This window comes from Paracoccus versutus (assembly GCF_000763885.1).
Lineage (GTDB): Bacteria > Pseudomonadota > Alphaproteobacteria > Rhodobacterales > Rhodobacteraceae > Paracoccus > Paracoccus versutus.
Map to the genome: position 1 here is coordinate 1 of NZ_JRKO01000067.1, position 24,236 is coordinate 24,236.

Consider the following 24,236-nt stretch of genomic DNA (forward strand, 5'->3'; position numbering starts at 1 on the left):
TGCCGGAGCGGGGACGGGGGCCGCCGGCCGGCGCGCGGGCGGCTGGGCGGCAGGCTGGGCGGCGGGCTGGGCCGGCGGCATGGGCCGGACCGGGATCGGCTGGCCCTGCGGGCGCAGCGCCGGCGGCTTGGCCTGGGACTGCGCCGCCAGCCGGCGCGCCCGCGCCGCCCGGCGCTCCCGCGCCAGTTCCTGCGCCGTCTTCTCCTGCGCCGTCTTCTCCTGGGCGGCCTCCTGCGGTGGCTCCGGCTTCTCCTGCGCCGGGTCCTGCGCCGGTTCGGGCTGGCGCTTCGTCTCCGCCCGTGCCCCTTCCTGTGCCCCTTCCCGTGCCCCTTCCGGCGGCTTCGGCGGCGTCACGCCCAAGCCCTGCCGGTTCTGGAAGGGGCGCTGCGGGCCAGCCTGGGCGGTAGTCTGCGAGACAGCTTGCGGCCCCGGCCGGGATGCGGCCTGGGATGCGGATTGCGATGCGGGCGCGGCCGGCCGGGGCGCGACAGCCTCGGCCTCGGCCTGCCGCGGCAGGGCGGCGCCCGGCTGCCGGGTGGCGGGCTCGGCGGGCTGGCCGGCCTTGCCGCCGGCCGGTGTGGAGGGGGTGGTCACGGGCAGGTGCGCTTTCGCTGGTTTACCTTTCGGGCGCAGTTGTTACATATTGCCGCCCGTCCAGACCAGTGTTTGCGTTCACATGTCCGATACCGCCCCGGAAATCCGCCACCCCCAAGGCCCAGCCGGCCAGGCCCGTGCCGGCGAAAGCCCAGCCGGCGAAAGCCCACCCGACGAAAGCCATGCCGGCGCAGCCCATGCGGGCCCGACCCGCCGGCCGCAGCGCCCGTCGCGCAACGGGCCGCGCTTTCGCATGCCGCGCACCGTGGTGGCCCTGATGCTGCGCGAGATGGCCACCAGCTACGGCCGCTCGGCCGGCGGCTATGTCTGGGCGGTGCTCGAGCCGGTGCTGGGCGTGGCGCTTTTGTCGGTGCTGTTCAGCATGGCGCTGCGCAGCCCGGGCCTGGGCTCGAACTTCCCGCTGTTCTATGCCACCGGCTACCTGCCCTTTGCCATGTTCACCGACCTGGCCAACAAGACCGCCGCCTCGATCCGCTTCTCGCGGCCCTTCCTGGCCTATCCCAGCGTGACCTTCCTCGATGCGCTGCTGGCGCGGGTGGTGCTGAACGCGCTGACCCATGTCGCGGTGATCGCCATCGTGATCGGCGGCATCTTCCTGGCCTACCAGCTGCCGGGGCCGGTGGACATGGCCGGGGTCTTCGAGGCGCTGCTGCTGGTGGCGCTGCTGGGCACCGGGGTGGGGACGCTGAACTGCTACCTGATGAACGCCTTCCCGGTCTGGGAGCGGATCTGGCACATCCTGACCCGGCCGCTGTTCCTGATCTCGGGGGTGATCTTCCTTTACGACATGATGCCGGTCCGGGCGCAGGACCTGCTGTGGTACAACCCGCTGATCCATTGCACCGGGCTGATGCGCCGCGGCTTTTACGCCACCTACGAGGCCAGCTATATCAGCCAGGCCTATGTCGTCGCCATCGCCCTGGTCTTCCTGCTCGCCGGCCTCGCCCTGCTCGAGAGAAACCACCAGAAACTCCTCGAACGATGATGCGTGGGGCGGCGTCGCCCCGGCCCCCCGCCTTTCGTGATCCGGGCCGTGATCCGGGCCGTGACGCACGCCATGTCCTGTGCCGTGCCCTCGCCGCCCAGGGCCGGATCGGAGCGCGCACCAGGCAGGCGCACAGCCATCGGCCCCGCCGAGAACACGAACCCATCGGCCCCAGGCCCGCCGGCACCGACAGCGCCTCTGCATCCGGCCATGCCCAGGCCTGAACCCGCAGGCTCCAGGCCATGCGCTGATCACGGGGCAATGTGCTGCGCCCCCCGACCGCCACCGGAAAGCGGATGCGGCATTCGTGCAGGACGGCGCGCAGCGCCGCCGGGATCATCGCCGCATGATGCTGGAACACGCCGTGCAGGCCGCCGACCGCGACATCCCTTGGCCAGCAGGGCCGGGCGATGCGCTGCCGAGGGGGCGAGGGCGCGCCACCCCGACCTTGCCGACCGGCTGCTGAGCGCCTCTCCGATCACGGGGCAATGCGCTGCGCCCCGCGACCGCTAGAGAAGCAGGTCCGAGGCGTTCAACTGCTCCAGCCCGCCCAGCGCGATCGTCAACTCGGCCGTGCCATCGCCGTCCAGGTCGACCAGCAGCCGATGCGCGCCGGCCTGCGACCAGTCGGCGCGAACCTGCCCCAGCCCGGAAAAATCATCGGTGCCGATGAAGGTCAGACCCAGGCGCGATGCGGCCCGCCCGTCACCATCGTCCAACGCTGTTGACATGGCCGCCGGAGGGTGCCTTGTTGCCGCTGCATGACAAGGGCCGGGGGGGGGGTGAATGGCGCGGTTCTCTGCCAATCTGGGCTTTCTCTGGGCCGACCTGCCGCTGCCGCAGGCGATTCGCGCCGCCGGCCGCGCCGGCTTCGACGCGGTGGAATGCCATTGGCCGCATGAGGTGCCGCATGAGCAGGTGGCGGCGGCGCTGGTCGAGACAGGGTTGCCGCTGCTGGGCCTGAACACCCGCCGCGGCCGGCCGGGCGAGAACGGGTTTGCCGCCCTGCCGGGGCGCGAGGCCGAGGCGCGGGCCGAGATCGCGCGCACGCTGGACCTTGCCGCCACCCTGGGCTGCGGCGCGGTGCATGTCATGGCGGGCATGGCCGAGGGGCAGGCGGCCGAGCGTGCCTTCCTGGCCAACCTGGACCATGCCTGCCGGCTGGCGCGCCCGCTTGGCATCACCATCCTGATCGAGCCGCTGAACCGGCACGACGCGCCGGGCTATTTCCTGGCCGGCTCGGACCAGGCGGCGCGGATCATCGAGGCGGCCGGGCACGACAACCTGCGGCTGATGTTCGACTGCTATCACCTGCAGATCATGGAGGGCGACATTTCGCGCCGGCTGCGGGCGCATCGGGACATCCTTGGCCATGTGCAGATCGCCTCGGTTCCCGACCGCGGCCCGCCCGACGGGGGCGAGCTGGACTATCGCCATGTCTGCGCGCTTCTGGACGATCTGGGCTGGATGCGGCCCATCGGCGCGGAATACCGCCCCAAGGGGCCGACCGAGGCGACGCTGGACTGGCTGCACCAGCGCCGGCTGGATGCCGGGCGGGACGGGGCCGCGCGGTCGGGGCGATAGGGCCCGCGGTGCGGGGCGGAAAGGATCGCCGCCTTCGCGACAGCGCGGTTGCCCTGCCGCGGCAAGGGCGGCGCCGGTTTCCAGAGGCTTGAAATCAAAGTGGCAATGGCCATCTTTACGGGTGGGCCCCTTGGGGCCTCTTGGATTTTGCGCATGGGGATTTCGTCTTGCAAGGCTTCGGCTTGGACAGATTCGCCCTGCGCCTTGAACAGGCGCATGGCTTGCCCCGGCCCCGTTGACACGCAAGGCGTGGACGGCTGGCCGGGGTCAAGCTGAATCAAGCCCGTTTTCCCAAGAGGTTCCGTCATGCTGCGCGCCTTCCTGCCGGCGGTTTGCCCGCATTGCGGCGAGGATGTCCCCAGGGCTGCCGCCCGGCGATGTCCGATCTGCCGCTCTCCGTTTCCATTGCCGTTCTCGGTGCCCGAGCCCCGCCGCCTGCCCCGGCGCAAGGGCGCAAAGGGGGGCGACGATGGCGAAAGATGACATCCCCGCCCCCGGCCTGCTGTGGCGGCTGGCGGCGGCCATCGCCCTGGCGCTGGCCATCGCCACGCTGGCCGAGCCGCTGGCGCGGCGCCATCCCGACCTGTCCGCCTTGCAGCTTTGGGCGGGGCCGCTGCGCAACGCGGGCTTTTCCGTCGCCTTCTTTGCCGGCGCGCGCCTGGCGCATGGGCTGGCCGCCCGGCGCCTCTTGCGGCGCCGGAAGGGCCGGCGCCCCGTGCCCAAGGTGCTGCTGGACCTTTTATGGTTCGTGCTGCTGGCCGTGGCCACGCTGGCCAGCCTGTCGCTGTTCTTCCGCCAGGATCTGTCCGGGATCCTGACCGGCTCGGGCTTGGTGCTGGCGGTGCTGGGCTTTGCCGTCCGCAACGCCGTGGCCGACGTGTTCTCGGGGCTGGCGATGGGGATCGAGGCGCCGTTCCGCATCGGCGACTGGGTGCGCATCGAAACCCTGGCCGAGGGCAAGGTGCAGGAGATCGGCTGGCGCACCACCCGGCTGGTCAGCCGCGACAGCACCTATGTCATCCTGCCCAACAGCCAGATCTCGTCGCGGCGAATCACCAATTTCAGCGCGCCGCGGCAGGAATATCGCGACCATGCCGAACTGACCCTGCCCGCCGACCTGCCGGTGGCCGAGGCGGGACGGCTGATCGCCGAGGCCGCGGCGGCGGCGCGCATGATCTCGGCCGGCAAGCCGCCCGAGGTGCAGGTGACGGATTACGGCCCCGCCGGCATCACCTATCGGGTGAAATACTGGGTGCCGCAGCACGACCGCGAGCTGGCCTGCCGCAACGAGGTCTTCAGCCTGATCGATGCGGCGCTGCGCAAGCAGGGCATCCGGCTGGCGGCGGACCGGATGCCCTGCGGCGAAGGTCAGGACAGCGCCAGCGCGGGCAAGGCGCCGGACGGGGCCCGCAGGCCGATCCGCCCGGCCTCGGCCGAGGCCAGGTAGATGTGATGGAAGGCATCGACCCGCCCGCCGGTCAGCTGGATGTCGTCGCGCCGCCAATGCCAGGGCTGGGCGTCCAACACCCGCTCGAACGGGTCCGAGGCGGTGGCCGACCAGAAGGCGGCGATGCCGTCCGGCCGCAGCGCCCGGCGCAGCACCGCAAGGCCGTCATCGCCGTAAAGCCGGCCGTTTTCCGGGCGCACGGTGAAATCCGGCCCGTTGTCGGTGTCCATCAGGATCACGTCGAAGCCGGCGCGGGGTTCCGCCAGCACCGCCATCACATCCGCGACGCGCAGGGCGACGCGCGGATCGCGCAGCGGGTGGCCGGCCAGATGGCCGATGCGGTCGCGGTTCCAGCCGGCGATCTCGGGGACAAGCTCGCAGACCGTGACCTGCGCGGCGGGGCCCAGCAATTCCAGCGCCGCGCGCAGGGTGAAACCCATGCCCAGCCCGCCGATCAGCACGCGGGCGTCGGGCCGGCCATGCAGGCGCAGGCTGCGCTCGGCCAGCACGGTTTCGGACTGGTGGTTGAGGTTCGACATCAGCTCCAGGCCGTTGAAGCGGATCTCGTAAAGGGCGCCGCGCTGTCGCAGCAATATTTCGTCGCCCGCCGCCGTGCCGGCGCGGGCCAGGGTATTCCAGATGGGCATGTTCGATCCCCGACATCGGGCAGGCCAGAAGGGCCCCCCGGTGGTTGCGTGACGGTTTCGGAAAATGGCCTTGGGTTGCCCGGCGTTCAGCGCGCGGACAACCCCGGCACATTGTTGGCCCTGAAACCGATCAGCAGCGGGAAGATCGCCGAGGGATGCGGCAGGCCGAGCCGCGGCGCGGGGCCGCGATCCCGGCAGGACCGATCCGGTCGCATCGCAAGGCCCCCTATGCCGCCGGGGTCATTGGATCGGCGCGGCCGACCGTCAGCACCGTCAGCTCGCGCGTTTCGCCCACCCGCGTCTCCCAGGTGAAGCGCGCGCCCGCCCGCAGGCCGATCAGCGCCACCCCGATCGGCGTCAGCACCGAGGCGCGGCCGGCGGCGATGTCGGCATCCTCGGGCCAGGCCAGCACGACGGTCTGCTCGCGCCCGGTGGTCTCGTCGCGGAAGGTGACGGCGCTGCCGATGCCGGCGACGTCCTCGGGCATCCGCTCGGGCGCCAGGACGCGGGCGCGGGCCAGTTCGGTCAGCAGCCGGTCGGCAAGGTCGGGATTGCGCGCCATCGCCCCTTCGGCAAGGCGTTCGAGCCGGTCGAGCGTGTCGCTGGCGATGGTGACCGGCGGTCGCGATGTTCTGGCCATGTCGGCTCCTTCAGTCATGTCATGACCCGCCGGAGCCGCCGCAGGGGCGGATCGGGGGTGGATTTTCTGGATCAGGAAAGCCCCGGACGCGAGGTCAGCGCAAGCGCGCCCCTGTCCGGGGCAGCTGGCGCGTCAGCAGCAAACCGGTGCCGAACCGGCTCTTGCAAAGGGGAATAGGCATGGTCATGCGCCCAGTCTAGCCGCGCGGCCAGCCCGAGTCGAGAGACCCGCCTCGCCGGCTTCAGGCCTGGCCCCTTCGCGGGCGGGCCCATGGGCAGAGGGGTCGGGCCCGCGCCGCCCTAGCGGGTCTCGACGGTGGCCAGGTAGCGGCGCAGATCCTCGGCCCCGCGGCCCAGCGACGCCTGTTCCTCGCCGCGCAGCTCGGGCGGCTCCAGCCAGCCGGGCTCGATCCCGGTCATGTCGGGCAGCTGATGCGCGATGCCCTTGTGGCAGTCGATGCAGGTCTTTTCGCCCGAGATCAGGTATCGCTCGTGGATCTGGGCCGCGCGGCGGGTCTGCTTGGTAAAGTCCATCGCCACCGCCGCATGGCAGTTGCGGCATTCCAGCGAATCGTTGGCCTTGAGCCGCGCCCATTCGTGCTGGGCCAGCTCCAGCCGCTTTTCCAGGAATTTTTCGCGCGTGCTGATGGTGCCGAAGATCTTGCCCCAGACCTCCTTCGAGGCCTGCATCTTGCGGGCGATCTTGTCCGTCCACTGGTGCGGCACATGGCAGTCAGGGCAGCTGGCCCTGACCCCCGAGCGGTTCGAGAAATGCACCGTCGGCATCAGCTCCTGATAGACGTTGTCGCGCATCTCGTGGCAGCTGGTGCAGAATTTCTCGGTATTGGTGACTTCCAGCGCGGTGTTGAAGCCGCCCCAGAAGATCACGCCGCAGATAAAGCCGCCCAGCGTCAGGAAGCCGATGCTGAGAAAGCTGCTGGGCCGGCTGATGACGCGCCAGAACCAGGTGACCCGGCCCCAGACCCAGCGGATGCTTGCCCTGATCCAGCCCATGTCACGGGCTCCCGGCGTGGCGATAGCCGTCGCGGAACTGGTTGGGCACCAAGGGCTTCACGTCGGTCTGCTGGACGTGGCAGGCGGTGCAGAAATAGCGCCGCGGCGTCACGTCGGTCAGCACCTGCCCGTCGCGGTCCATGAAATGGGTGACGCTGATCATGGGCGCGCCCGAGCCTTCGGTGAATTGCGGCTTGTGGCAGTCCATGCAGCGGTTGGTGTTCACGCTCAGCTGATAGCCGTCGATCGAATGCGGGATCACCGGCGGCTGTTCGGGATAGTTGCGCATCCGGCGCACGTCGTCGGTGATCGGCCGGCCCAGGGGCGGGATCTGGCCTTCGGACATCGGCTCGGCCCAGCCGGTCAGGGGCGGCACGATCTGCACCGTCGGCTCGTCCTGCGGCAGCGCGGCACCGACAAGGGCGAACAGCAGTATCCCGGCCATGGCGGCGGGCCGGATCAGACGGAAAGGATCTTGACCGCGCATTTCTTGAAATCCGTCTGTTTGGAAATGGGATCGGTGGCGTCCAGCGTCACCTTGTTGATCAGCTGGCTGGCGTCGAACCAGGGCACGAAGATCACCCCGCGCGGCATCCGGTTCCTGCCGCGCGTCTCGACGCGCGAACGGATCTCGCCGCGGCGCGAGACGATGCGCACCTCGGCCCCCTGGTTCAGGCCCATGTCGCGGGCATCCTCGGGGTTCATGAAGCAGCGGGCGCCGGGAAAGGCCCGGTAAAGCTCGGGCACGCGCATGGTCATCGAGCCGGAATGCCAATGCTCCAGCACCCGGCCCGTCACCAGCCAGATGTCGTATTCCTCGTCCGGGGGCTCTGCCGGCGGCTCGTAGGGCACGGCGATGATCCTGGCCTTGCCGTCGGGGTTGCCATAGAACTGCACGCCCGCGCCCGGCTCGACATAGGGGTCGAGCCCCTCGCGATAGCGCCAGAGCGTCTCCTTGCCGTCCACCACCGGCCAGCGCAGGCCGCGGACCTCGTGATAGGTGTCATAGGGGGCAAGGTCGTGGCCATGGCCGCGGCCGAAGGCGGCATATTCCTCGAACAGGCCCTTCTGGACGTAGAAGCCGAAATCGTTCGATTCCTGGTTGGCGTAGTCGGGGCTCAGCCCGGAGATGTCGAAGCGGTCCACGCTGCCGTTGCGGAACAGCACGTCGAACAGGCTCTGCCCGCGATAGTTGGGATTGGCGGCCAGGATCTCCTCGGGCCAGACTTCGTCGGTGGTGAAGCGCTTGGAAAACTCCATCATCTGCCACAGGTCCGAGCGCGCCTCGCCCGGCGCGTCGACCAACTGGTGCCAGACATGGGTGCGGCGCTCGGCATTGCCATAGGCGCCCTCCTTCTCGACCCACATGGCGGCGGGCAGGATCAGGTCGGCGGCCATCGCCGTCACCGTGGGATAGGCGTCCGAGACGACGATGAAGTTGTCCGGGTTGCGATAGCCCGGCCAGGTTTCGTTGCTGTTGTTGGGCGCGGCCTGCAGGTTGTTGTTCACCTGCACCCAGTAGAAGTTCAGCGTGCCGTCGTGCAGCGCCCGGTCCTGCGCCACCGCGTGCAGCCCCGGCTTTTCCGGGATCACGCCATGGGGGATGCGCCAGATTTCCTCGGCATGCTTGCGGTGTTCGGGATTGGTCACGGTCATGTCGGCGGGCAGGCGATGGGCGAATGTGCCCACCTCGCGCGCCGTGCCGCAGGCCGATGGCTGGCCGGTCAGCGAGAACGGGCTGTTGCCGGGTTCCGAGATCTTTCCGGTCAGCAGGTGGATGTTATAGACCATCTGGTTGGCCCAGACGCCGCGCACATGCTGGTTGAAGCCCATGGTCCAGAGCGACATGACCTTGCGGTCGGGATCGGCGTAAAGCTCGGCCAGCTGTTCCAGGAAGCCCGGTTCGACGCCGCTGAGTTCCGAGACCTTCTCCAGCGTGTATTCGCTGACCAGTTCGGCGAAGGCCTCGAAGGTCGAGGGGGTGGTCGCCGCCGGATCCTCGGCCGTGCGCGCGGCCATCTCGCGCGGGTCGTCCTCGCGCAGGCCATAGCCGATGCCGGTCGCGCCGGCGACGAAGGTGGTGTGGCGGTCCACGAAATCGCGGTTCACCCGGCCGGTCTGGATGATGTGGTTGGCGATATAGTTCAGGATCGCCAGGTCCGTGCCGGGCTTGAAGACGATGGGAATGTCGGCCAGGTCCGAGCTGCGATGGGTAAAGGTGGACAGCACCGCCACCTTGACATGCGGGTGGCCCAGCCGGCGGTCCGCGACCCGCGTCCACAGGATCGGGTGCATCTCGGCCATGTTCGAGCCCCAGAGGACAAAGGCGTCCGCCGCCTCGAAATCGTCATAGCAGCCCATCGGCTCGTCCATGCCGAAGGTGCGCATGAAGGCATAGGCGGCCGAGGCCATGCAATGCCGGGCGTTGGGGTCGAGGTTGTTCGACCGGAACCCCGCCCGCATCAGCTTGGTCGCGGCATAGCCCTCGAAGATGGTCCACTGGCCCGAGCCGAACATGCCGACGGCGGTCGGCCCCTTGTCCTTCAGCACCCGCTTGGCCTGCGCGGCCATGGTGTCGAAGGCTTCCTCCCAGCTGACCGGGGTGAATTCGCCGTCCTTGGCATAGACGCCGTCCTTCTTGCGCAGCAGGGGCTGGGTCAGCCGGTCCTGGCCATACATGATCTTGGACAGGAAATAGCCCTTGACGCAGTTCAGGCCGCGGTTCACCTCGGCCAGCAGGTCGCCATGGGTGGCGACCACGCGGCCTTCCTTGACGCCCACCATGACGCCGCAGCCGGTGCCGCAAAAGCGGCAGGGCGCCTTGGACCAGGTGATCTGCAGCGATTCGACGCCGCCGGGCACGGGCTGGGCCTGCGAAGCCAGCGGGATATTGGCGGCCATGGCGGCGATCCCCGCCGCCTGCGCCTTGAGCAGATCGCGTCGCGAGAGGGTCATGCCATTGCCTCCGTCTCGTCGGCGGGCAGGATCTGTTCAAAGACCAGGTTTGCCGAGAACACGCCCTCCATGACCGAGATCTCGGCCATGCGGCTGCCGATCTCGCCCACCGAGGCGCCTTCCAGCACCAGCACGATCTTGGCGTCCTTGACGGCATGGACCTCGGTCCCCGGCAGGGCGGCAAGGCGCCGGGCCAGGTCGGCCGCGCGCTCGGGCCGGGCCGTGACGATGGCGCTGGAGATGTGGAGGAACCGCGATTCCGTGCCGCTGTCTTGCTTCAGCTTTCCGGTCAGAATGTCGCGTCGCTGGATGGGGGTCCTGTCTGGCTCGCGCATGGCCGCTCTCTAATGTATGGGTCCGGGGGGTCCGAAAATGAGCTGCCACATCCAGACCAGGAAGCCGTAGCCGCCGACGATCGCGACCGACAGGATCGGCCAGATCACCACGGCCAGGATCAGGAATGCGATGATTTCATCCCGCTTCCGGTGCTTGGGACGATCGGTTTCTGTTGCGGAATCGATCATTTCTGGGCAACCCGTGCGTCAAAACGCCTCAGTTCAATCTTCCACGGAACTGTGAAGGATCGAAGAAGGTTCCCAGCAAAATTCGCCCCGGCGCGGCATCATGCCGGCCAAGCGATCTGCGCCCGGCCGAAGCCGGGTGCTAGGCCGCGCTTGAAAAGGCTTGCTTTTCAGCAAGATGGCCGGGGCTTGCGGCGTGGCCCCGGTCGCGGCCTCAAAGACCGTAAAGCGCCCCGGCCAGGGTCAGGCCGATCACCAGCATAGACGCGACCAGCCCGGCGAGTCGGACTTCTGCATCACTCGATTCCTGCGCATGGCGTCCCCCGGCCAATGACATTCGTTATGCATGGTCAAACACAACGAGCCGCAGGTCAAGCCGGAATCGGCCCTTGCGGGCCGACTGCGACATGAGGGCGCTAACGGGCGAAGCCGCTGACCCGCGGCAGCCAGGTGGACAGGGCGGGCACGAAGGTCAGGATCAGCAGCGCGGCAAGGGCCGCCAGGAAAAAGGGCGGCAATTCGCGGATCAGCGCCGAGGGCTTCTGCTTGGTCGCCGAGGCCACGACGAAGATCAGCCCGCCGACCGGCGGCGTCATCAGGCCAAAGGTCAGGTTCACGATGACGATGATGGCGAAATGATCCGCCGCGATGCCCAGGTTGTGGGCGATGGGCGCCAGGATCGGCACCAGGATCATCACCCCCGGCAGCGGGTCCATGAACATGCCGAAACCCAGCAGCAGCAGGTTCACCATCAGCAGGAAGGCGATGGGCGACAGGTCCATGGCGATCACCGCATCGGCCATGGCCTGCGGCACGCCCTCGATGATCAGCACCCAGGCAAAGGCGCGGGCGGCGGCCAGGATCATCAGCACCGCCACCGACATGATGGCCGAGCGCAGGAACGCCCCCCACAGGTCCGCCAGCGTGAAGCCGCGATAGACGAAGGCGCTGGTCAGGATGGCATAGAACACCGCCACGACCGAGGCCTCGGTGGGGGTAAAGACCCCGCCGCGGATGCCGCCGACGATCAGCACGATCAACAGCAGGGCGGGCAGGGCGGCGAAGCTGTTGCGGACCATCTGGCCCACCGGCGGGCGCGGCTCCAGGCTGCGATAGTTGCGCTTGCGGCTGATCCACCAGTTCACCGCCGCCAGCAGCGCCGCGATCAGGATGCCGGGCAGGATCCCGGCCATGAACAGCGAGCCGACCGAGGTGTTGCGGTCCTGCAGCGCATAGATGATCATGGTGATCGAGGGCGGGATGATCGGGTCGATCACCGCCACGGAAATCGTCAGCGCGCCGGCATAGGCCTTGGAATAGCCGCTGCGCTCCATCATCCGCGCCATCATCGCGCCCGGCCCCGCCGCCGAGGCCAGCGCCGAGCCGGAAATCCCCGCAAACAGCGTCCCGGTCAGGACGTTGGCATAGCCCAGCCCGCCGCGCAGGTGGCCCACGAATTGCGAGGCGAAGCGCAGCAGCATGCGCGAGATCGCCCCGGTGGACATGATCTCGGCCGCCAGGATGAAGAAGGGCACGGCCAGCAGCGGAAAGCTGTCGAGGCCGGTGAACATCTCTTTCACCACCACGACCAGCGGATAGCGGCCGGACAGGCCCACCGCCGCGAAGGCCGCCATCGCCAGCGCGAAGGCGATGGGCACCCCCATGACCATCAGGATCAGGAAGGCGGCGATCAGGATCTCAACCAAGGGGGGCCTCGTCGGAATGCTGCAGGCCGGCGCGCAGGTATTGCGGCGCGATCAGCGCAAGATGGACGATCATCAGCGCGAAACCGGCGGGCATCGCGGCATAGATCCATTTCATCGGCACCTGGAGCGCCGCCGAGCGCTGGATCGACATGCGGTTCATGTAGTCGATGCCGACCCAGACCATGAAGCCGAAAAAGGCGAAGAGGACCAGCAGGATCGCCAGGCGCAGGATGCGCTGGCCCCTGCCGGGCAACGCGTCCTGGGCATTGGTGATGGCGGCATGGGCGCCATGGCGCAAGGCCAGCCCGCTGCCCAGGAAGGTCAGCCAGATCATCGAGTAACGCGCCACCTCGTCGGCCCAGGTCAGCGAATTGCCGGTCACGTAGCGGCCGGCGACGTTCCAGCCGACGATGACCGACATCGCCGCCAGCCCCAGCACGAGGATGGCGCCGTTCAGCGTGACGAAGGCGCGTTCGATCCGGCGCATCGGGGCTTACTCGACCGCCTGGATGCGGTCCATCAGCTCCTTGCCGAACTGGGCCTCATATTGCTGGTAGGGCCCGGCCAGCGCATCGCGGAAGGCGGCCTTCTGCTCGGGCGAAAGCTCGTTCACCTGCATCCCGGCATCCTTCATCGAGGCGACGCCCGAGGCATCGACCTCGTCGACATAGGCGCGCATCGCGACGACCGCGTCCTTGGCCGCCTTGTCGAAGGCCGCCTTCTGCGCATCGTCCAGCCCGTTCCACAGCGAGGGCGAGACCAGGATGATGGTCGAGGAATAGACGTGCCCGTCCAGCGTCAGGTATTTCTGCACCTCGTTCAGCTTGGCCGAGACGATGACCGAAAGCGGGTTTTCCTGCCCGTCGATGGCGCCCTGCTCCAGCGCGCCGATCACCTCGGGCCAGGCCATGGGGGTGGGGGCGGCGCCAAGGGCGCGGAAGGCCTCGATATGCACCGGGTTTTCCATGGTGCGGATCTTCAGCCCGTCCAGGTCGGCCGGCGCCTCGACTGCGCCGCGATTGCTGGTGATGTGGCGGAAGCCCTGCTCGCCCCAGGCCAGCGCATGCAGGCCCGCGGGCTCGAACTTGGCCAGCATCTCTTGCCCGATCTCGCCGTCCAGCACCTTGCGGGCATGGTCCTTGTCGCGCAGCAGGAAGGGCACGCCCAGCACGCCGACCTCGGGGACGAAATTGGTCAGCGTCCCGTCCGAGGCGATGGTCATCTCGACGGTGCCGAGCTGCAGCCCCTCGAGCACCTCACGCTCGCCGCCCAGGCCCGACGAGGGGAAGTGGCGGAAGGTGAACTGGTCGCCCAGGCTTTCCTTGAGCGAGGCTTCGAAGGCCTTGGCGCCGGCGCCGTAATGGCTGTCCTCGGCCAGGGCATAGCCGATCTTGATTTCCTGCGCGAACGAAGGCGCGGCGACGGCGGCGCAGAGAAGCGCCGCGGCAAAGACGTGTTTCATGCTGAATCCCTTCCGCTGTCCGGCAGGGATTTAGCGCCACATGGCGACAATGTGCAATCCCGCTGCCGGCCCCTGGGCGCGCGGGCGGGGTTCAGGCCCGGTTGCGATCGGCCTCGGCCAGGGCGCGGACCACCTCTTCGTCGCTGGTCTGCTCGAAGTCGCGATAATGCAGGCCGACGGCCTGGAACGGCTCGGGCGTGCGCAGGCAGACCACCTCGTCGGCATCGGCGCGGATCTTCTCCAGCACGTCGGGCGGGGCGACGGGGACGGCGACGATCACCCTGGCCGCGCCCGACCGCGCCAGCGCCTTCAGGGCGATGCGCATGGTGGCGCCGGTGGCGATGCCGTCGTCGACCACGATCACCGTCCGGCCCCAGGTATCGGGTGCCGGCCGGCCGCCGCGATAGGCCTGGCGCCGGCGCTCGATCTCGCGCAGCTGCCGGGCCTTTTCGGCGGCGATGTGATCGGGCGTCGCCCCGGTCGCGGCGACGAGATGGTCGTCCAGCAGCAGTTGCGGCGGCGCCCCGTCCACGATGGCGCCAATGGCCAGTTCGGGATGCGCGGGCGCCCTGAGCTTGCGCACCAGCATCACGTCCAGCGGCGCGTCCAGCACCCTGGCCACCTCGAGCCCGACCGGAACCCCGCCGCGCGGCAGCGCCAGGACCAGCAGCGGCTGGCCCTTGTGACCGGACAATGCGGCGCCAAGCTGCCTGCCGGCATCCGTGCGATCTGCGAACATCCCGCCCCTTCCTTTCTTGTTCGTTTTCCGCGAACCGAACACCCGCCGCCGGGGAATGTTCCCGCGCCCCGAAAACCTGCCCCCAAAAACGCGCCCCGAAACGCGCCCCCGAAACGCGCCCGGAAAATGGCTGCGCCTGCCGGGCGGCTGCGCACGGTTCCGCCGAAGGCGGCCAGGGCGGCAGATGCCGATGGACGCTGGGGCCGGGACGTATTAGGAAGATGGCCCAGGGAACGGGCCGGCCAAGCCCGTCCGAATACGAAGAACAGAGCGGGACCGAGCAGACAGATGCAATCCGGCAAGAGCGCGGCGCAGACCGTGGCGACCGTGAAGCCTTTACAGATCCGCGGCCGCACCTTCACGGCCATCGCGCTGCATCTGAGCGGCCGGCCGGACCGTGCCTTCTTCGAGGCGCTGGAGGCGCGGCTGAACCAGACGCCGCTGTTTTTCGACAATGCGCCGCTGGTCATCGACCTGGAGCAGGCCGAGGGGCTGGACCGCGCCCAGGACCTGCTGCACCTGACCGCCGAACTGCGCCGGCGCAAGCTGTCGGTCTTCGGCATCCAGAGCGGCACGCCCGCGCAGGCGCAGGCAGCGGCCGAGGCCGGGCTGATCTCGTTGCCCGGCGGACGCGACGCGGCGCTGGAGCGCGTCTCGCGCCAGGGCAGCCGCCCCGAACCGGCCCCCGCGCCGGCGCCGAAAGAACCGGCGAACCGCCTGATCGCGCAGCCGGTGCGCTCGGGCCAGACCGTCTTTGCCGATCGCGGCGACCTGATCGTCGTCGGCTCGGTCAGTTCCGGGGCCGAGGTGATCGCCGCCGGCAACATCCACATCTATGGCCGCCTGCGCGGCCGCGCGCTGGCCGGCGTCAACGGCGACGATTCGGCGCGCATCTTCTGCCATGCGCTCGATGCCGAGCTGCTGGCCATCGCCGGGCTTTATCGCACCAGCGAGAACCTGGGGGCCGACACGCCGCGGCATTACGTGCAGGTCTATCTTCAGGGCGAGGTGCTGCGCATCGAGTCCCTCAAATAACCCATGAGAAAGGAAACGCTCGTGAGCAAGGTTATCGTAGTCACATCCGGCAAGGGCGGCGTCGGCAAGACGACCTCCTCTGCCGCCATCGGCGCGGGGCTCGCCATGCGCGGCCACAAGACGGCCGTGATCGACTTCGACGTGGGCCTGCGCAACCTGGACATGATCATGGGCTGCGAACGCCGCGTGGTCTTCGATTTCATCAACGTCATCCAGGGCGACGCCAAGCTGAAGCAGGCGCTGATCAAGGACCGCCGGCTCGAGAACCTGTATGTCCTGCCGACCTCGCAGACCCGCGACAAGGACGCGCTGACCAAGGAAGGCGTCAAGAAGGTTCTGGACGAGCTGCGCGAAGAGTTCGACTATATCGTCTGCGACAGCCCGGCGGGGATCGAGCGCGGCGCGCATCTGGCGATGTATTACGCCGACGAGGCCGTGGTGGTGACGAACCCCGAGGTCTCGTCCGTGCGCGACAGCGACCGGGTGCTGGGCCTGCTGAACTCCAAGACGGCGCTGGCGGAAAAGGGCGACGGCAGCGCGGTCAAGGCGCAGCTGCTGCTGACCCGCTTCGACCAGACCCGCTCGGCCAACGGCGACATGATGAGCGTCGAGGACGTGCTGGAAATCCTGGCCATCCCGCTGCTGGGCATCATCCCCGAAAGCACCTCGGTCCTGAAGGCCTCGAACGAGGGCACGCCGGTCTCGCTGGACGAGAAGTCGCCGGCGGGCAAGGCCTATATCGACGCCGTCGGCCGGCTGGTCGGCGAGCAGATCGAGATGCGGGTGAACCCCGGCGACCAGCGCCGCGGCTTCTTCCAGAGGCTTCTGGGACGGACGGCCTGACATGTTCGGTTTCTCATTCCGTCAGCGAAAGCCCAGTTCGGCGCAAACCGCCAAGGAGCGCCTGCAAATCCTGCTAGCGCATGAGCGTTCCAGCGGGGGAACCAGCCCGGACTTTCTGCCGTTGTTGCAGCGCGACATCCTCGAGGTGGTGCGCCGGCACATGGAAATCGACGGCGATGCGGTCGACATCAAGCTGGAGCGCAGCGACGACCTGTCCAGCCTGGAGATCAATATCGAGCTGCCCAACGCCAGCCCGGTGAAGGCGCGGCCCGCCAGCTGAGGCAGGCCGACAGGCCCCGCCCGCCAGGGGCGGGGCGCGTCGTGGTCACAGCGCGCCCTTCTCCATTTCGGCGGCGATATGCTCCGCCTGCCGAATCGCCAGCGCGACGATGGTCAGCGTCGGGTTCTCGGCCGCCGAGGTGGTGAAGACCGAACCGTCCGAGACGAACAGGTTCGGGATGTCATGCGCTTGGCCCCATTTGTTCACGACGCCGTCGCGCGGGTTTTCCGACATGCGGTTGGTGCCCAGGTTATGCGTGGACGGGTAGGGCGGCGTCGGCAGGATCCGCGTCGCGCCCGCGGCGCGATAGATCCGCTCGCCCACGCCATAGGCATGGTTGCGCATGGCGATGTCGTTGGGGTGGTCGTCGTAATGCACGTTCGGCACCGGCAGGCCGAAGCGGTCCTTTTCGCTGCGGTTCAGGGTGATGCGGTTGGTTTCCTGCGGCAGATCCTCGCCCACGATCCACATGCCGGCCATGTTCTCGTAGCTGTCCATCGCCGAGGTGAACTCGCGCCCCCAGCCGCCGGGGTCCATGAAGGCCGCCATGAAGGGAATGCCGAGGGCCAGCGTCTCCAGCTCATAGCCGCCGACGAAGCCGCGGGCGGGGTCGTGATGCGCCTCGTCCTGGACGATGCCGGCCATGGTGGTGCCGCGCCACATCCGCACCGGGCGTTCGAAGATCGCATAGACCGAGCCGGTGGTGTGGCGCATGTAGTTGCGCCCGACCTGGCCCGAACTGTTCGCGAGCCCGTCCGGGAAGCGTTCCGAGGCCGAGGCCAGCAGCAGCCGCGGGCTTTCGATCGAGTTGCCGGCGACGGCGACGATGCGGGCGCGCTGGAACTGCTCGGCCCCGTCCTTGTCGATATAGCGCACGCCGGTGATCTTGCCGTCCTCGTCATGTTCGATCCGGGTGGCGTGGCTATGGTCGCGGACTTCCAGGTTGCCGGTCGCCTCGCCGCGCGGGATGTCGGTATAGGCCGCCGACCATTTCGCGCCCCATTTGCAGCCCTGGAAGCAGAAGCCGGTCTGCTGGCAGGCCATGCGGTCGTCATTGTCGACCGAGTTGATCGCCATGCGCCCGGTCGAGACCTTGCTGTAGCCCATTGCCTTGGCGCCCTTTTCCAGCACCAGGTAGTTGTTGTTCCCCGGCAGGCCGGGCAGGTCGTTGGTGCGGGTGACGCCCAGCTTCTTCTCGGCCAGGTCGTAATATGGCTCCAGTTCGGCCAGCGTGATCGGCCAGTCCAGCAGGCTGGCGCCGTCCACCGCGCCATAGGTGCTTGCCGCCTTGAACTCGTGTTCCTGGAAGCGCAGCGAGGCGCCGGCCCAGTGGATCGAGGTGCCGCCCACCGCCTTGACGATCCAGGCCGGCAGGTTGGCAAAGTCCCGCGCCACCCGCCAGTCGCCCGAGGTGGTGCGCATGTCGCCCCAGCTCAGCTGCGCGAAACTGTCCCATTCGTCGTTGATGTAATCCTCGGGCAGGTAGCGGCCGCCCGCCTCCAGCGCCACGACCTTGACGCCCCTTTGCGCCAGTTCGTTGGCCAGCACGCCGCCGCCCGACCCAGTGCCGACCACGACCACGACCGAGGCATCGTCATGCCCGAATTTTGCAATATTGTCAGCCATGTCCGCCTCCCTCACAGCCAGTCGATGTCGTTGAAGCCGCGCTCGATATAGCCGCCCTGCGAAAAGCTTTCGCCCTCGTAGCCAAAGACCGGCCAGACCTGCTTCTGGTTGTAGAGCCCGGTCACGAGCCCCGCGCGCACGGTCTGGAAGAAGGGCGTATGCTCGATCATGCGCAGCATGGCGACGCGGTCCTTTTCCCAGCCCGCGGCCAGGTAGCCGTCGAAGCCCTGCGCCTGGGCGACAAGGTTCAGCCCGGCCACGCCCTCTTCGATCATCTGCGCCTGCTCGGCATCGTCATGCGCCTTGACGGCGATGGCATAGAAGCGGTCGGCGATGCGGTCATGCGGATAGATGTCGCGCGCCATCTGGATCAGCACCGCCATGGTTTCGGGCTTCAGGGCGGCGGTCTCGACCGCCCAGGCCGCGTCGCGGGCGGCGACGAAGCCCGAGCCGACCACGAAGGTCGCCCCCGCCGCCATGGCGCGCGCCAGCAGGCCGCGCCGGGTCAGCCCCCTGACATCGCTGCCAGAGGGGGATTTGTGGATGACAGTCATTTACTCCTCCCTGAGTTGGTTGGCCCGCCCCTCCCGGCGGGCTGCCTGCCTAGAGGTAGCGGCCCCCGCGTTGCAGCACCTCGATCTCGTAGCCGTCCGGGTCCTGGATGAAGAAGAAGCGGGCGATCACCGTGCCGCCGGGGGCGAAATCGACCAGCTTGCGCGGGGCAAGGCCCAGGTCGGTCAGCCGCCGGTGTTCGGCCGCGACATCCTCGACCGAGACGGCCAGGTGGCCGTAGCCGTTGCCCAGGTCATAGGCTTCCTCGCGGCCCTTGTTGATGGTCAGCTCCAGCTCGAAGCTGCTTTCGGCATTGGCCAGGTAGACCAGGGTGAAGCTGTCGAAATCCAGCCGCTCGACCGGCTCCAGGTCGAAGGCCGCCTTGTAGAAGGCCAGCGAGCGCGCCTCGTCCGTCACGCGGATCATCGAATGAATCATCTTGGCCATGCGGGCTTTCCTTTCCGATCTTTGCACCAGTATCGGAAGGACGCCGGCCCCGCGGGTAGCATCATGCTACCACGCCGCGGATTTCTTGCGCGATGCCGCGATCAGGCGGCCTGCGCCACCTGCTGCGCGGCCTTGCGGAAATCCTGCGCGCCGCGGCCGCGCAATTCCAGCTGCACCAGGCAGGCGCAGCGCAGCAGCGAGGTGAAATTCACCGGCTCGCCGCCAAGTTGCAGCACTTCGGATTGCAGCGTGGACAGGAAGGCGGGCGTGGCCATGCCCTCGCCGGCCGCGATCTCGTCGATGATGTCCCAGAACGCCTGTTCCAGCCGGATCGAGGTGCTTTGCCCGTTCAGCCGCAGCTTGCGGGTCGTCGGCTGATAGCGGCGCGGATCCTGGCGGGAGAAGACTTCGCACATGGCATGGTTCCCAAACTGGCTAGGCAAGTTCCCCGATCATAGCACGGCAGGCGGGTCATGCCAGTTTCTTGGACAGGGTGCTGTCCGGCGCGGGAAATCCGGTGCCGCGATCGGGCCCGATCAGGCAAGAGGGCGGCGTCGGCGGGCGCTGCGCTGCGAGTAGGCGGTTTCGCCGGCACCTGGAAGCGATCTTCGGCCGCGACTCGTCCCTGCCGGCGGCATGGGGCGACAATAAGTCGCCGTCCGGGCGGTTGCCATCTGCAATATACGTAAATGCGTATTATCGCATCTTGCATCAGGAGAAACCGATGAAAACCCTGCTCGCCGCTTCTGTCCTTGCCCTTGCGGCCGCGCTGCCGGCCTCGGCCCAAGAGGGGCGCAAGCTCGTGACCATCCTGACCGCGCCCGAGCCGCAGACCCAGCTGATGGCGATGGTGCTGACCATGAATGCCGTGGCCAAGGGGGCCGAGGCGCAGATCCTGCTGTGCGGTCCCGCCGGCGACATGGCGCTGAAGGAAGCGCCGGAAACCGCCACCGCCGGCCAGCCGCCCCAGGGCGCCAGCCCCCAGGGCCTGATGCGGCAGATGATCGAGAAGAACGGCGTCAAGGTGCAGGTCTGCGCCATCTACCTGCCCGGCAAGGGCGCCGATGCCTCGGTGCTGCTGGAGGGCGTGACCCCCGCCAAGCCCGATGCGATGGCCGCCGAACTGATCGCCGAGGACACCACCGTCCTGAGCTTCTGATCCCGCCTCGTGGCGACATGAAAGGAAAGGCCGCCCTTGCCGGGCGGCCTTGTCGTTTGTGCGGCCCGCGATGGGTGGGGCGGCGCGGGCCGGCACCTTGCCGCAGCGGCCGATCCGGCCGAAGCGGCAAGGCCGCTGTCCCGGACGCGCATGCCGCGGCGTCCGGGTGCCGGGGTCATCCGCCGTTCAGGCGCTTTCGGTGTCCTCCCTGGCGGCGGCCTTGTCCTCCATCATCTCGAACCACATCGCGTTCAGCACCGCGAAGGTGACGGCCAGCGGCAGGCCGAGGATCCATGCGAAATACCACATTGCGTTTTCCTTTCAGTAGGCGTGACCGCCCTCGGTGATGTCCTTTTCCTCGACCTTGCCCCACAGCACCTTGTAGACCCAGCTGGTGTAGAGCGCGATGATCGGCAGGAAGATCCCGGTGCAGACCAGCATGATGAACAGCGTCAGGTGGCTGGACGAGGCGTCCCAGACCGTCAGGCTCGCCCCTGGCATGACCGAGGAGGGCAGGATGAACGGGAACATCGACAGCCCGACCGAGGAGATGATGCCAAAGATCGCCAGCTTGCTCAGCAAGAGCGTGCGGACCTCGCGCCCCGAGTTCAGCGACCACAGCGCGCCAAGCGCGCCCAGGAAGCCGAGGGCCGGGGCGGCCAGCATCCAGGGATGCGCGGCGTAATTGGCAAACCAGGCGCCGGGCGCGATCTCGACCGTCTTGGCCAGCGGGTTCGACGGCCCGTTCGGGTCGATGGCCCCGGCGATGCGATAGCCGTCGACGAACAGCCACAGCGCCAGCCCGCCCGCCGCGTAAAGCAGCACGGTGGCCATGGCCGCCCAGCTGCCGAAGCGCCGCGCCCGGCCGGCGACCGGCCCCGAGGTCTTCAGCACCAGCCAGGCGGACCCGTGCATGGCCAGCATCGCCACCGACAGCAGGCCGCAGAGCAGCGCGAACGGGTTGAGCAGGCCGAAGAAGCCGCCGTCGTAGAAGATGCGCAGGTCCGAGCCCAGCCGGAAGGGCACGCCTTGCAGCACGTTCCCGACCGCGACGCCGAAGATCAGCGAGGGGACGAAGCCGCCGACGAACAGCGCCCAGTCCCAGTTGCCGCGCCAGCGCGCGCTTTCGCGCTTCGAGCGATACTTGAACCCGACCGGCCGCAGGATCAGCGCGGCAAGGATCGCGAACATGGCGATGTAGAAGCCGGAAAAGGACACGGCGTAAAGCGGCGGCCAGGCGGCAAAGATCGCGCCGCCGCCCAGGACCAGCCAGACCTGGTTGCCCTCCCATACCGGGCCGATGGTGTTGATGACCACGCGGCGCTCCATGTCGGTCTGGCCGGCGAAAGGCAGCAGCATGCCCACGCCCAGGTCGAAGCCGTCGGTGGCGGCAAAGCCGATCAGCAGCACTCCCAGCAGCACCCACCAGATCACGCGCAGGGTTTCATAGGTCAGCAATTCATGCAGGATCATGGTCTTACTCCGCGGGAACGAAACGGGCAGGCAGAAGCGGCGCCTCGGGCCCGTGGTCGGGCTGCGGCCCCTTGCGGATCGCGGCCAGCATCAGGCGCATCTCGATCACGATCAGCACCGAATAGATCAGGGTGAAGCCGGCGATGGTGAACAGCAGCGTCGGCACCGTCAGCGACGAGGCGGCGGCGACCGTGGGCAGCACGCCTTCGATGCTCCAGGGCTGGCGGCCGAACTCGGCCACGATCCAGCCGGCCTCGGCGGCGATCCAGGGCAGGGCCAGCGCGGCGACGGCGGCTTTCAGCAGCCAGGGCCGGCGCGTGATCGTGCCGCGGGCCGAAACCACCACGAAGGCCGCCATCAGCGCCACGTTGACGAAGCCGATGCCCACCATGATGCGGAAGGCCCAGAACAGCGTCGGCACATGCGGCACGGTATCCCATGCGGCCTGGGCGATCTGTTCCTCGGTCGCGTTGCGCGGATCCTCGACATATTTGGTCAGAAGCAGCGCATAGCCCATGTCGTCGCCATGCTCTTCGAAGGCCCTGACCGACTCGGGCGGCACCGCCTCGCGCGAGGGCGCGGCGCGATAGTCCTGCAAGGCGTCATAGGCGACGATGCCGCTGCGGATGCGGTCCTCGGCCTTGTCCACCAGTTCCAGGATGCCGGGAATCTCCTGCGTAAGCGAGCGGGTGCCGATCAGGCCCATCACCCAGGGGATGTGGATGGCGTAATGGTTGGTCCGCGCTTCCATGTCGGGGATGCCGACCAGGGTGAACGAGGCCGGCGCCGGCTGGGTTTCCCACATGCCCTCGATGGCGGCCAGCTTCATCTTCTGGTGTTCCGAGGCCAGGTAGCCGCCCTCGTCGCCCAGGATCACCACCGAGACCGCCGACAACAGCCCGAACGAGGCCGCGACGGTGATCGAGCGCTTGGCCAGGTCGATATGGCGCCCCTTGAGCAGATACCAGGCCGAGATGCCCAGCACGAAGACCGAGGCCGTGACATAGCCGGCCGAGACCGTATGCACGAAGCGGGTCTGCGCCACATGGTTGAACAGCACCGCGAAGAAGTCGTGGACCTCCATGCGCATGGTGTCGGGGTTGAATTCGGCCCCGACCGGGTGCTGCATCCAGCCGTTCGCGATCAGGATCCACAGCGCCGAGAAGTTCGAGCCGATGGCCACCGCATAGGTGGACAGCAGGTGGCCGAGCTTGGAAAGCTTGTCCCAGCCAAAGAAGAACAGCCCGACGAAGGTCGCCTCCAGGAAGAAGGCCATCAGCCCCTCGATGGCCAAGGGCGCACCGAAGATGTCGCCGACATAATGGCTGTAATAGCTCCAGTTCATGCCGAACTGGAACTCCATCACGATACCGGTGGCGACGCCCAGGACGAAGTTGATGCCGAAGAGCGTGCCCCAGAACTTGGTCATCTGGCGCCAGATCGCCCGGCCGGTCATGACATAGACGGTCTCCATCACCGCCAGCAGGATCGACAGGCCGAGCGTCAGGGGCACGAACAGGAAATGGTAGAGCGCGGTCAATGCGAATTGCAGCCGCGACAGGGTGACGATGTCTAATTCCATCGGTTTGCCTTGTTTCTTCCCGGCCGGGGCCGGGGTCATGCAGAGGCGTCCGCCGGTGGCGGGCGTCGGTGGTTTTGGGCGCCCTCAGTCGGGGCGCAGACCGGCCAGGGCCGAGGCAAAGCCGGCGCTGCCCCTGGCATGGATCGCGGCGATCCGGCCCTGGTCGATATGGACGAGGCGGTCGGCCAGTGCGGCCTCGCGCCGGATATGGGTGGCGATGACGGCGCTGCGCCCGGCCAGGCAAGGCTGCAGCCGCGCGATCACGTCGCGGGCGGTGGCGGCGTCCAGCCCCTCGGTCGGCTCGTCGAGCAGCCACAGCGGCGCATCGTGCAGGACCAGCCGCGCCAGCGCCAGCCGCCGCGCCTGCCCGCCCGAGAGGCCCAGCCCGTCCTCGCCCAGCCGGGTGTCGAGCCCGGCCGGCAGCGCCGCCACCTCGGGGCCAAGGCCCGCCGCCTCCAGCGCCGCCAGCAGCCGGGCGTCGTCGGCCCCCGGCGCGGCCAGGCGCAGGTTGTCGCGCAGGCTGTCGCGGAACAGCTCGCTGCGCTGGGTCATCAGGCAGGCCGGGCTGCGGGCGATCCGGCCGCCTTCGGGCGCGGCCTCGCCGGCCAGCAGCGCGAGCAGGCTGGACTTGCCGGCACCGCTGGCGCCGATCAGCGCCAGGCGCTCGCCCACGCGCAGCTCCAGGGTGATCCCGGCCAGCACCGCCCGCGCCGCGCCGGGATGGCGCAGCCCGACGCCTTGCAGCTGCGCGGCAAAGCCCGGTTCGGGCAGGGGCGCGGCCGGCGGGGCAGGGGGGCGGGCCAGCCGCGGCCCCCGCCCGCGGGCCGCGGTCAGGCCGCGGGGCCGCCCCCTCCCCCCGCGGCGCAACCGGGCCAAGGGCCCCACCGCCGCCAGCCCCCCCCCCAACGCCACCCCCCCGGCCGGG

General features: G+C 68.6%; 27 protein-coding genes and 1 pseudogene. 7 read left to right on the forward strand and 21 right to left on the reverse strand.

Translation table 11 applies throughout. The annotated features are described in order from the left end of the window. Positions 1-594 (reverse strand): annotated as a pseudogene (locus IT40_RS22435) (hypothetical protein); the annotation flags it as partial. Between the two features lie 253 nt (positions 595-847). Here IT40_RS22435 and IT40_RS22440 point away from each other — a divergent pair. Then, the gene (locus IT40_RS22440; protein WP_036759960.1) at positions 848-1,600 is read left to right on the forward strand and encodes an ABC transporter permease; all 753 of its coding nucleotides are present in this window, start codon (positions 848-850) and stop codon (positions 1,598-1,600) included. A 509-nt stretch (positions 1,601-2,109) separates the two neighbouring features. On the opposite strand, the gene IT40_RS22445 is transcribed toward IT40_RS22440, so the two are convergent. Next, the gene (locus IT40_RS22445; RefSeq protein WP_208021420.1) at positions 2,110-2,331 is read right to left on the reverse strand and encodes a hypothetical protein; all 222 of its coding nucleotides are present in this window, start codon (positions 2,329-2,331) and stop codon (positions 2,110-2,112) included. Positions 2,332-2,386: 55 nt separating this feature from the next. On the opposite strand from IT40_RS22445, the gene IT40_RS22450 reads away from it, so the two are divergent. Next, positions 2,387-3,184, forward strand: coding sequence for a hydroxypyruvate isomerase family protein (locus tag IT40_RS22450; RefSeq protein ID WP_036759916.1), 798 nt, complete (start codon positions 2,387-2,389; stop codon positions 3,182-3,184). Between the two features lie 469 nt (positions 3,185-3,653). Continuing rightward, positions 3,654-4,631 carry a mechanosensitive ion channel family protein gene (locus IT40_RS22455; protein WP_036759918.1) on the forward strand — a complete coding sequence of 326 codons (978 nt, stop codon included), beginning with the start codon at positions 3,654-3,656 and terminating at the stop codon, positions 4,629-4,631. On the opposite strand, the gene IT40_RS22460 is transcribed toward IT40_RS22455, so the two are convergent. From IT40_RS22460 to IT40_RS22510, 11 genes are all read right to left on the reverse strand, one after another. Further along, positions 4,553-5,278: a spermine/spermidine synthase domain-containing protein gene (locus tag IT40_RS22460; RefSeq protein ID WP_036759920.1), complete on the reverse strand. Its 726-nt coding sequence runs from the start codon at positions 5,276-5,278 to the stop codon at positions 4,553-4,555. The genes IT40_RS22455 and IT40_RS22460 overlap by 79 nt on opposite strands. A 226-nt stretch (positions 5,279-5,504) precedes the next feature. Further along, the gene (gene rnk / locus IT40_RS22465; RefSeq protein WP_036759922.1) at positions 5,505-5,918 is read right to left on the reverse strand and encodes a nucleoside diphosphate kinase regulator; all 414 of its coding nucleotides are present in this window, start codon (positions 5,916-5,918) and stop codon (positions 5,505-5,507) included. A gap of 299 nt (positions 5,919-6,217) precedes the next feature. Then, positions 6,218-6,931, reverse strand: a complete 714-nt coding sequence (locus tag IT40_RS22470) for a cytochrome c3 family protein (protein WP_036759925.1) — start codon at positions 6,929-6,931, stop codon at positions 6,218-6,220. A 1-nt stretch (position 6,932) separates the two neighbouring features. Continuing rightward, on the reverse strand, positions 6,933-7,418 hold the full coding sequence (locus IT40_RS22475) for a nitrate reductase cytochrome c-type subunit (RefSeq protein WP_036759926.1): 486 nt from the start codon (positions 7,416-7,418) through the stop codon (positions 6,933-6,935). Continuing rightward, positions 7,391-9,886, reverse strand: coding sequence for a periplasmic nitrate reductase subunit alpha (gene napA / locus IT40_RS22480; RefSeq protein WP_036759928.1), 2,496 nt, complete (start codon positions 9,884-9,886; stop codon positions 7,391-7,393). Before napA ends, IT40_RS22475 begins: the two co-directional genes overlap by 28 nt. Beyond that, positions 9,883-10,221, reverse strand: coding sequence for a chaperone NapD (locus IT40_RS22485; RefSeq protein WP_036759929.1), 339 nt, complete (start codon positions 10,219-10,221; stop codon positions 9,883-9,885). The genes napA and IT40_RS22485 overlap by 4 nt, the downstream gene beginning before the upstream one ends. A 9-nt stretch (positions 10,222-10,230) precedes the next feature. Further along, positions 10,231-10,410 carry a periplasmic nitrate reductase, NapE protein gene (napE, locus tag IT40_RS22490; protein ID WP_036759931.1) on the reverse strand — a complete coding sequence of 60 codons (180 nt, stop codon included), beginning with the start codon at positions 10,408-10,410 and terminating at the stop codon, positions 10,231-10,233. Positions 10,411-10,823: 413 nt separating this feature from the next. Then, positions 10,824-12,113, reverse strand: coding sequence for a TRAP transporter large permease (locus IT40_RS22495; RefSeq protein ID WP_036759933.1), 1,290 nt, complete (start codon positions 12,111-12,113; stop codon positions 10,824-10,826). Continuing rightward, positions 12,106-12,600 (reverse strand): TRAP transporter small permease, encoded by a 495-nt coding sequence (locus tag IT40_RS22500; protein ID WP_036759936.1) that lies wholly within the window; start codon positions 12,598-12,600, stop codon positions 12,106-12,108. The genes IT40_RS22495 and IT40_RS22500 overlap by 8 nt, the downstream gene beginning before the upstream one ends. A 6-nt stretch (positions 12,601-12,606) precedes the next feature. Further along, positions 12,607-13,575, reverse strand: a complete 969-nt coding sequence (locus tag IT40_RS22505) for a TRAP transporter substrate-binding protein (protein WP_036759938.1) — start codon at positions 13,573-13,575, stop codon at positions 12,607-12,609. 91 nt (positions 13,576-13,666) lie between these two features. Continuing rightward, complete coding sequence (locus IT40_RS22510) at positions 13,667-14,314, reverse strand: phosphoribosyltransferase (RefSeq protein WP_036759940.1); 648 nt, start codon at positions 14,312-14,314, stop codon at positions 13,667-13,669. A 288-nt stretch (positions 14,315-14,602) separates the two neighbouring features. Between IT40_RS22510 and minC the strand changes: the two genes are divergently transcribed. Genes minC through minE form a run of 3 tightly spaced genes read left to right on the forward strand, consistent with a single transcriptional unit; the run spans position 14,603 to position 16,472 of the window. Beyond that, the gene (gene minC / locus IT40_RS22515; RefSeq protein ID WP_036759941.1) at positions 14,603-15,349 is read left to right on the forward strand and encodes a septum site-determining protein MinC; all 747 of its coding nucleotides are present in this window, start codon (positions 14,603-14,605) and stop codon (positions 15,347-15,349) included. 21 nt (positions 15,350-15,370) lie between these two features. After that, positions 15,371-16,192 (forward strand): septum site-determining protein MinD, encoded by an 822-nt coding sequence (gene minD / locus IT40_RS22520; RefSeq protein ID WP_083539308.1) that lies wholly within the window; start codon positions 15,371-15,373, stop codon positions 16,190-16,192. A 1-nt stretch (position 16,193) separates the two neighbouring features. Continuing rightward, positions 16,194-16,472: a cell division topological specificity factor MinE gene (gene minE / locus IT40_RS22525; protein ID WP_036759945.1), complete on the forward strand. Its 279-nt coding sequence runs from the start codon at positions 16,194-16,196 to the stop codon at positions 16,470-16,472. Positions 16,473-16,517: 45 nt separating this feature from the next. On the opposite strand, the gene IT40_RS22530 is transcribed toward minE, so the two are convergent. The 4 genes from IT40_RS22530 to IT40_RS22545 all read right to left on the reverse strand — a co-directional run bounded on the left by IT40_RS22530 (position 16,518) and on the right by IT40_RS22545 (position 19,513). Next, positions 16,518-18,098, reverse strand: a complete 1,581-nt coding sequence (locus tag IT40_RS22530; RefSeq protein WP_036759947.1) for a GMC family oxidoreductase — start codon at positions 18,096-18,098, stop codon at positions 16,518-16,520. Between the two features lie 11 nt (positions 18,099-18,109). Beyond that, positions 18,110-18,652 (reverse strand): twin-arginine translocation pathway signal, encoded by a 543-nt coding sequence (locus tag IT40_RS22535; protein ID WP_036759949.1) that lies wholly within the window; start codon positions 18,650-18,652, stop codon positions 18,110-18,112. A gap of 49 nt (positions 18,653-18,701) precedes the next feature. Further along, positions 18,702-19,097, reverse strand: a complete 396-nt coding sequence (locus tag IT40_RS22540; protein WP_036759952.1) for a VOC family protein — start codon at positions 19,095-19,097, stop codon at positions 18,702-18,704. 101 nt (positions 19,098-19,198) lie between these two features. After that, the gene (locus tag IT40_RS22545) at positions 19,199-19,513 is read right to left on the reverse strand and encodes a ribbon-helix-helix domain-containing protein (RefSeq protein WP_036759954.1); all 315 of its coding nucleotides are present in this window, start codon (positions 19,511-19,513) and stop codon (positions 19,199-19,201) included. 308 nt (positions 19,514-19,821) lie between these two features. Between IT40_RS22545 and IT40_RS22550 the strand changes: the two genes are divergently transcribed. Continuing rightward, a complete protein-coding gene (locus IT40_RS22550; protein WP_036759956.1) occupies positions 19,822-20,256 on the forward strand; it encodes a DsrE family protein in 435 nt (144 codons plus the stop codon). Between the two features lie 186 nt (positions 20,257-20,442). Here the strand turns inward: IT40_RS22550 and cydX are convergent, their stop codons facing one another. From cydX to IT40_RS22565, 4 genes are all read right to left on the reverse strand, one after another. Next, on the reverse strand, positions 20,443-20,565 hold the full coding sequence (gene cydX, locus IT40_RS28000) for a cytochrome bd-I oxidase subunit CydX (RefSeq protein WP_072464076.1): 123 nt from the start codon (positions 20,563-20,565) through the stop codon (positions 20,443-20,445). A gap of 12 nt (positions 20,566-20,577) precedes the next feature. Beyond that, complete coding sequence (gene cydB, locus IT40_RS22555) at positions 20,578-21,729, reverse strand: cytochrome d ubiquinol oxidase subunit II (protein WP_036759958.1); 1,152 nt, start codon at positions 21,727-21,729, stop codon at positions 20,578-20,580. A 4-nt stretch (positions 21,730-21,733) separates the two neighbouring features. Then, positions 21,734-23,311, reverse strand: coding sequence for a cytochrome ubiquinol oxidase subunit I (locus tag IT40_RS22560; protein ID WP_036759959.1), 1,578 nt, complete (start codon positions 23,309-23,311; stop codon positions 21,734-21,736). A gap of 84 nt (positions 23,312-23,395) precedes the next feature. Further along, positions 23,396-24,236: ATP-binding cassette domain-containing protein (locus IT40_RS22565; protein WP_157034097.1), on the reverse strand; the 841-nt coding region annotated here is incomplete at its 5' end.

Coding starts and splice junctions, on each gene's coding strand:
- IT40_RS22505 (WP_036759938.1), bottom strand. CDS start 13,575: ATGAAACACGTCTTTGCCGCGGCGCTTCTCTGCGCCGCCGTCGCCGCG.
- cydX (WP_072464076.1), bottom strand. CDS start 20,565: ATGTGGTATTTCGCATGGATCCTCGGCCTGCCGCTGGCCGTCACCTTC.
- IT40_RS22455 (WP_036759918.1), top strand. CDS start 3,654: ATGGCGAAAGATGACATCCCCGCCCCCGGCCTGCTGTGGCGGCTGGCG.
- IT40_RS22485 (WP_036759929.1), bottom strand. CDS start 10,221: ATGCGCGAGCCAGACAGGACCCCCATCCAGCGACGCGACATTCTGACC.
- cydB (WP_036759958.1), bottom strand. CDS start 21,729: ATGATCCTGCATGAATTGCTGACCTATGAAACCCTGCGCGTGATCTGG.
- minE (WP_036759945.1), top strand. CDS start 16,194: ATGTTCGGTTTCTCATTCCGTCAGCGAAAGCCCAGTTCGGCGCAAACC.
- IT40_RS22550 (WP_036759956.1), top strand. CDS start 19,822: ATGAAAACCCTGCTCGCCGCTTCTGTCCTTGCCCTTGCGGCCGCGCTG.
- IT40_RS22475 (WP_036759926.1), bottom strand. CDS start 7,418: ATGCGCGGTCAAGATCCTTTCCGTCTGATCCGGCCCGCCGCCATGGCC.
- IT40_RS22530 (WP_036759947.1), bottom strand. CDS start 18,098: ATGGCTGACAATATTGCAAAATTCGGGCATGACGATGCCTCGGTCGTG.
- IT40_RS22470 (WP_036759925.1), bottom strand. CDS start 6,931: ATGGGCTGGATCAGGGCAAGCATCCGCTGGGTCTGGGGCCGGGTCACC.
- IT40_RS22500 (WP_036759936.1), bottom strand. CDS start 12,600: ATGCGCCGGATCGAACGCGCCTTCGTCACGCTGAACGGCGCCATCCTC.
- rnk (WP_036759922.1), bottom strand. CDS start 5,918: ATGGCCAGAACATCGCGACCGCCGGTCACCATCGCCAGCGACACGCTC.
- IT40_RS22560 (WP_036759959.1), bottom strand. CDS start 23,311: ATGGAATTAGACATCGTCACCCTGTCGCGGCTGCAATTCGCATTGACC.
- IT40_RS22535 (WP_036759949.1), bottom strand. CDS start 18,652: ATGACTGTCATCCACAAATCCCCCTCTGGCAGCGATGTCAGGGGGCTG.
- minC (WP_036759941.1), top strand. CDS start 14,603: ATGCAATCCGGCAAGAGCGCGGCGCAGACCGTGGCGACCGTGAAGCCT.
- IT40_RS22545 (WP_036759954.1), bottom strand. CDS start 19,513: ATGTGCGAAGTCTTCTCCCGCCAGGATCCGCGCCGCTATCAGCCGACG.
- IT40_RS22445 (WP_208021420.1), bottom strand. CDS start 2,331: ATGTCAACAGCGTTGGACGATGGTGACGGGCGGGCCGCATCGCGCCTG.
- IT40_RS22440 (WP_036759960.1), top strand. CDS start 848: ATGCCGCGCACCGTGGTGGCCCTGATGCTGCGCGAGATGGCCACCAGC.
- IT40_RS22450 (WP_036759916.1), top strand. CDS start 2,387: ATGGCGCGGTTCTCTGCCAATCTGGGCTTTCTCTGGGCCGACCTGCCG.
- IT40_RS22460 (WP_036759920.1), bottom strand. CDS start 5,278: ATGCCCATCTGGAATACCCTGGCCCGCGCCGGCACGGCGGCGGGCGAC.
- IT40_RS22510 (WP_036759940.1), bottom strand. CDS start 14,314: ATGTTCGCAGATCGCACGGATGCCGGCAGGCAGCTTGGCGCCGCATTG.
- napE (WP_036759931.1), bottom strand. CDS start 10,410: ATGATCGATTCCGCAACAGAAACCGATCGTCCCAAGCACCGGAAGCGG.
- IT40_RS22540 (WP_036759952.1), bottom strand. CDS start 19,097: ATGGCCAAGATGATTCATTCGATGATCCGCGTGACGGACGAGGCGCGC.
- napA (WP_036759928.1), bottom strand. CDS start 9,886: ATGACCCTCTCGCGACGCGATCTGCTCAAGGCGCAGGCGGCGGGGATC.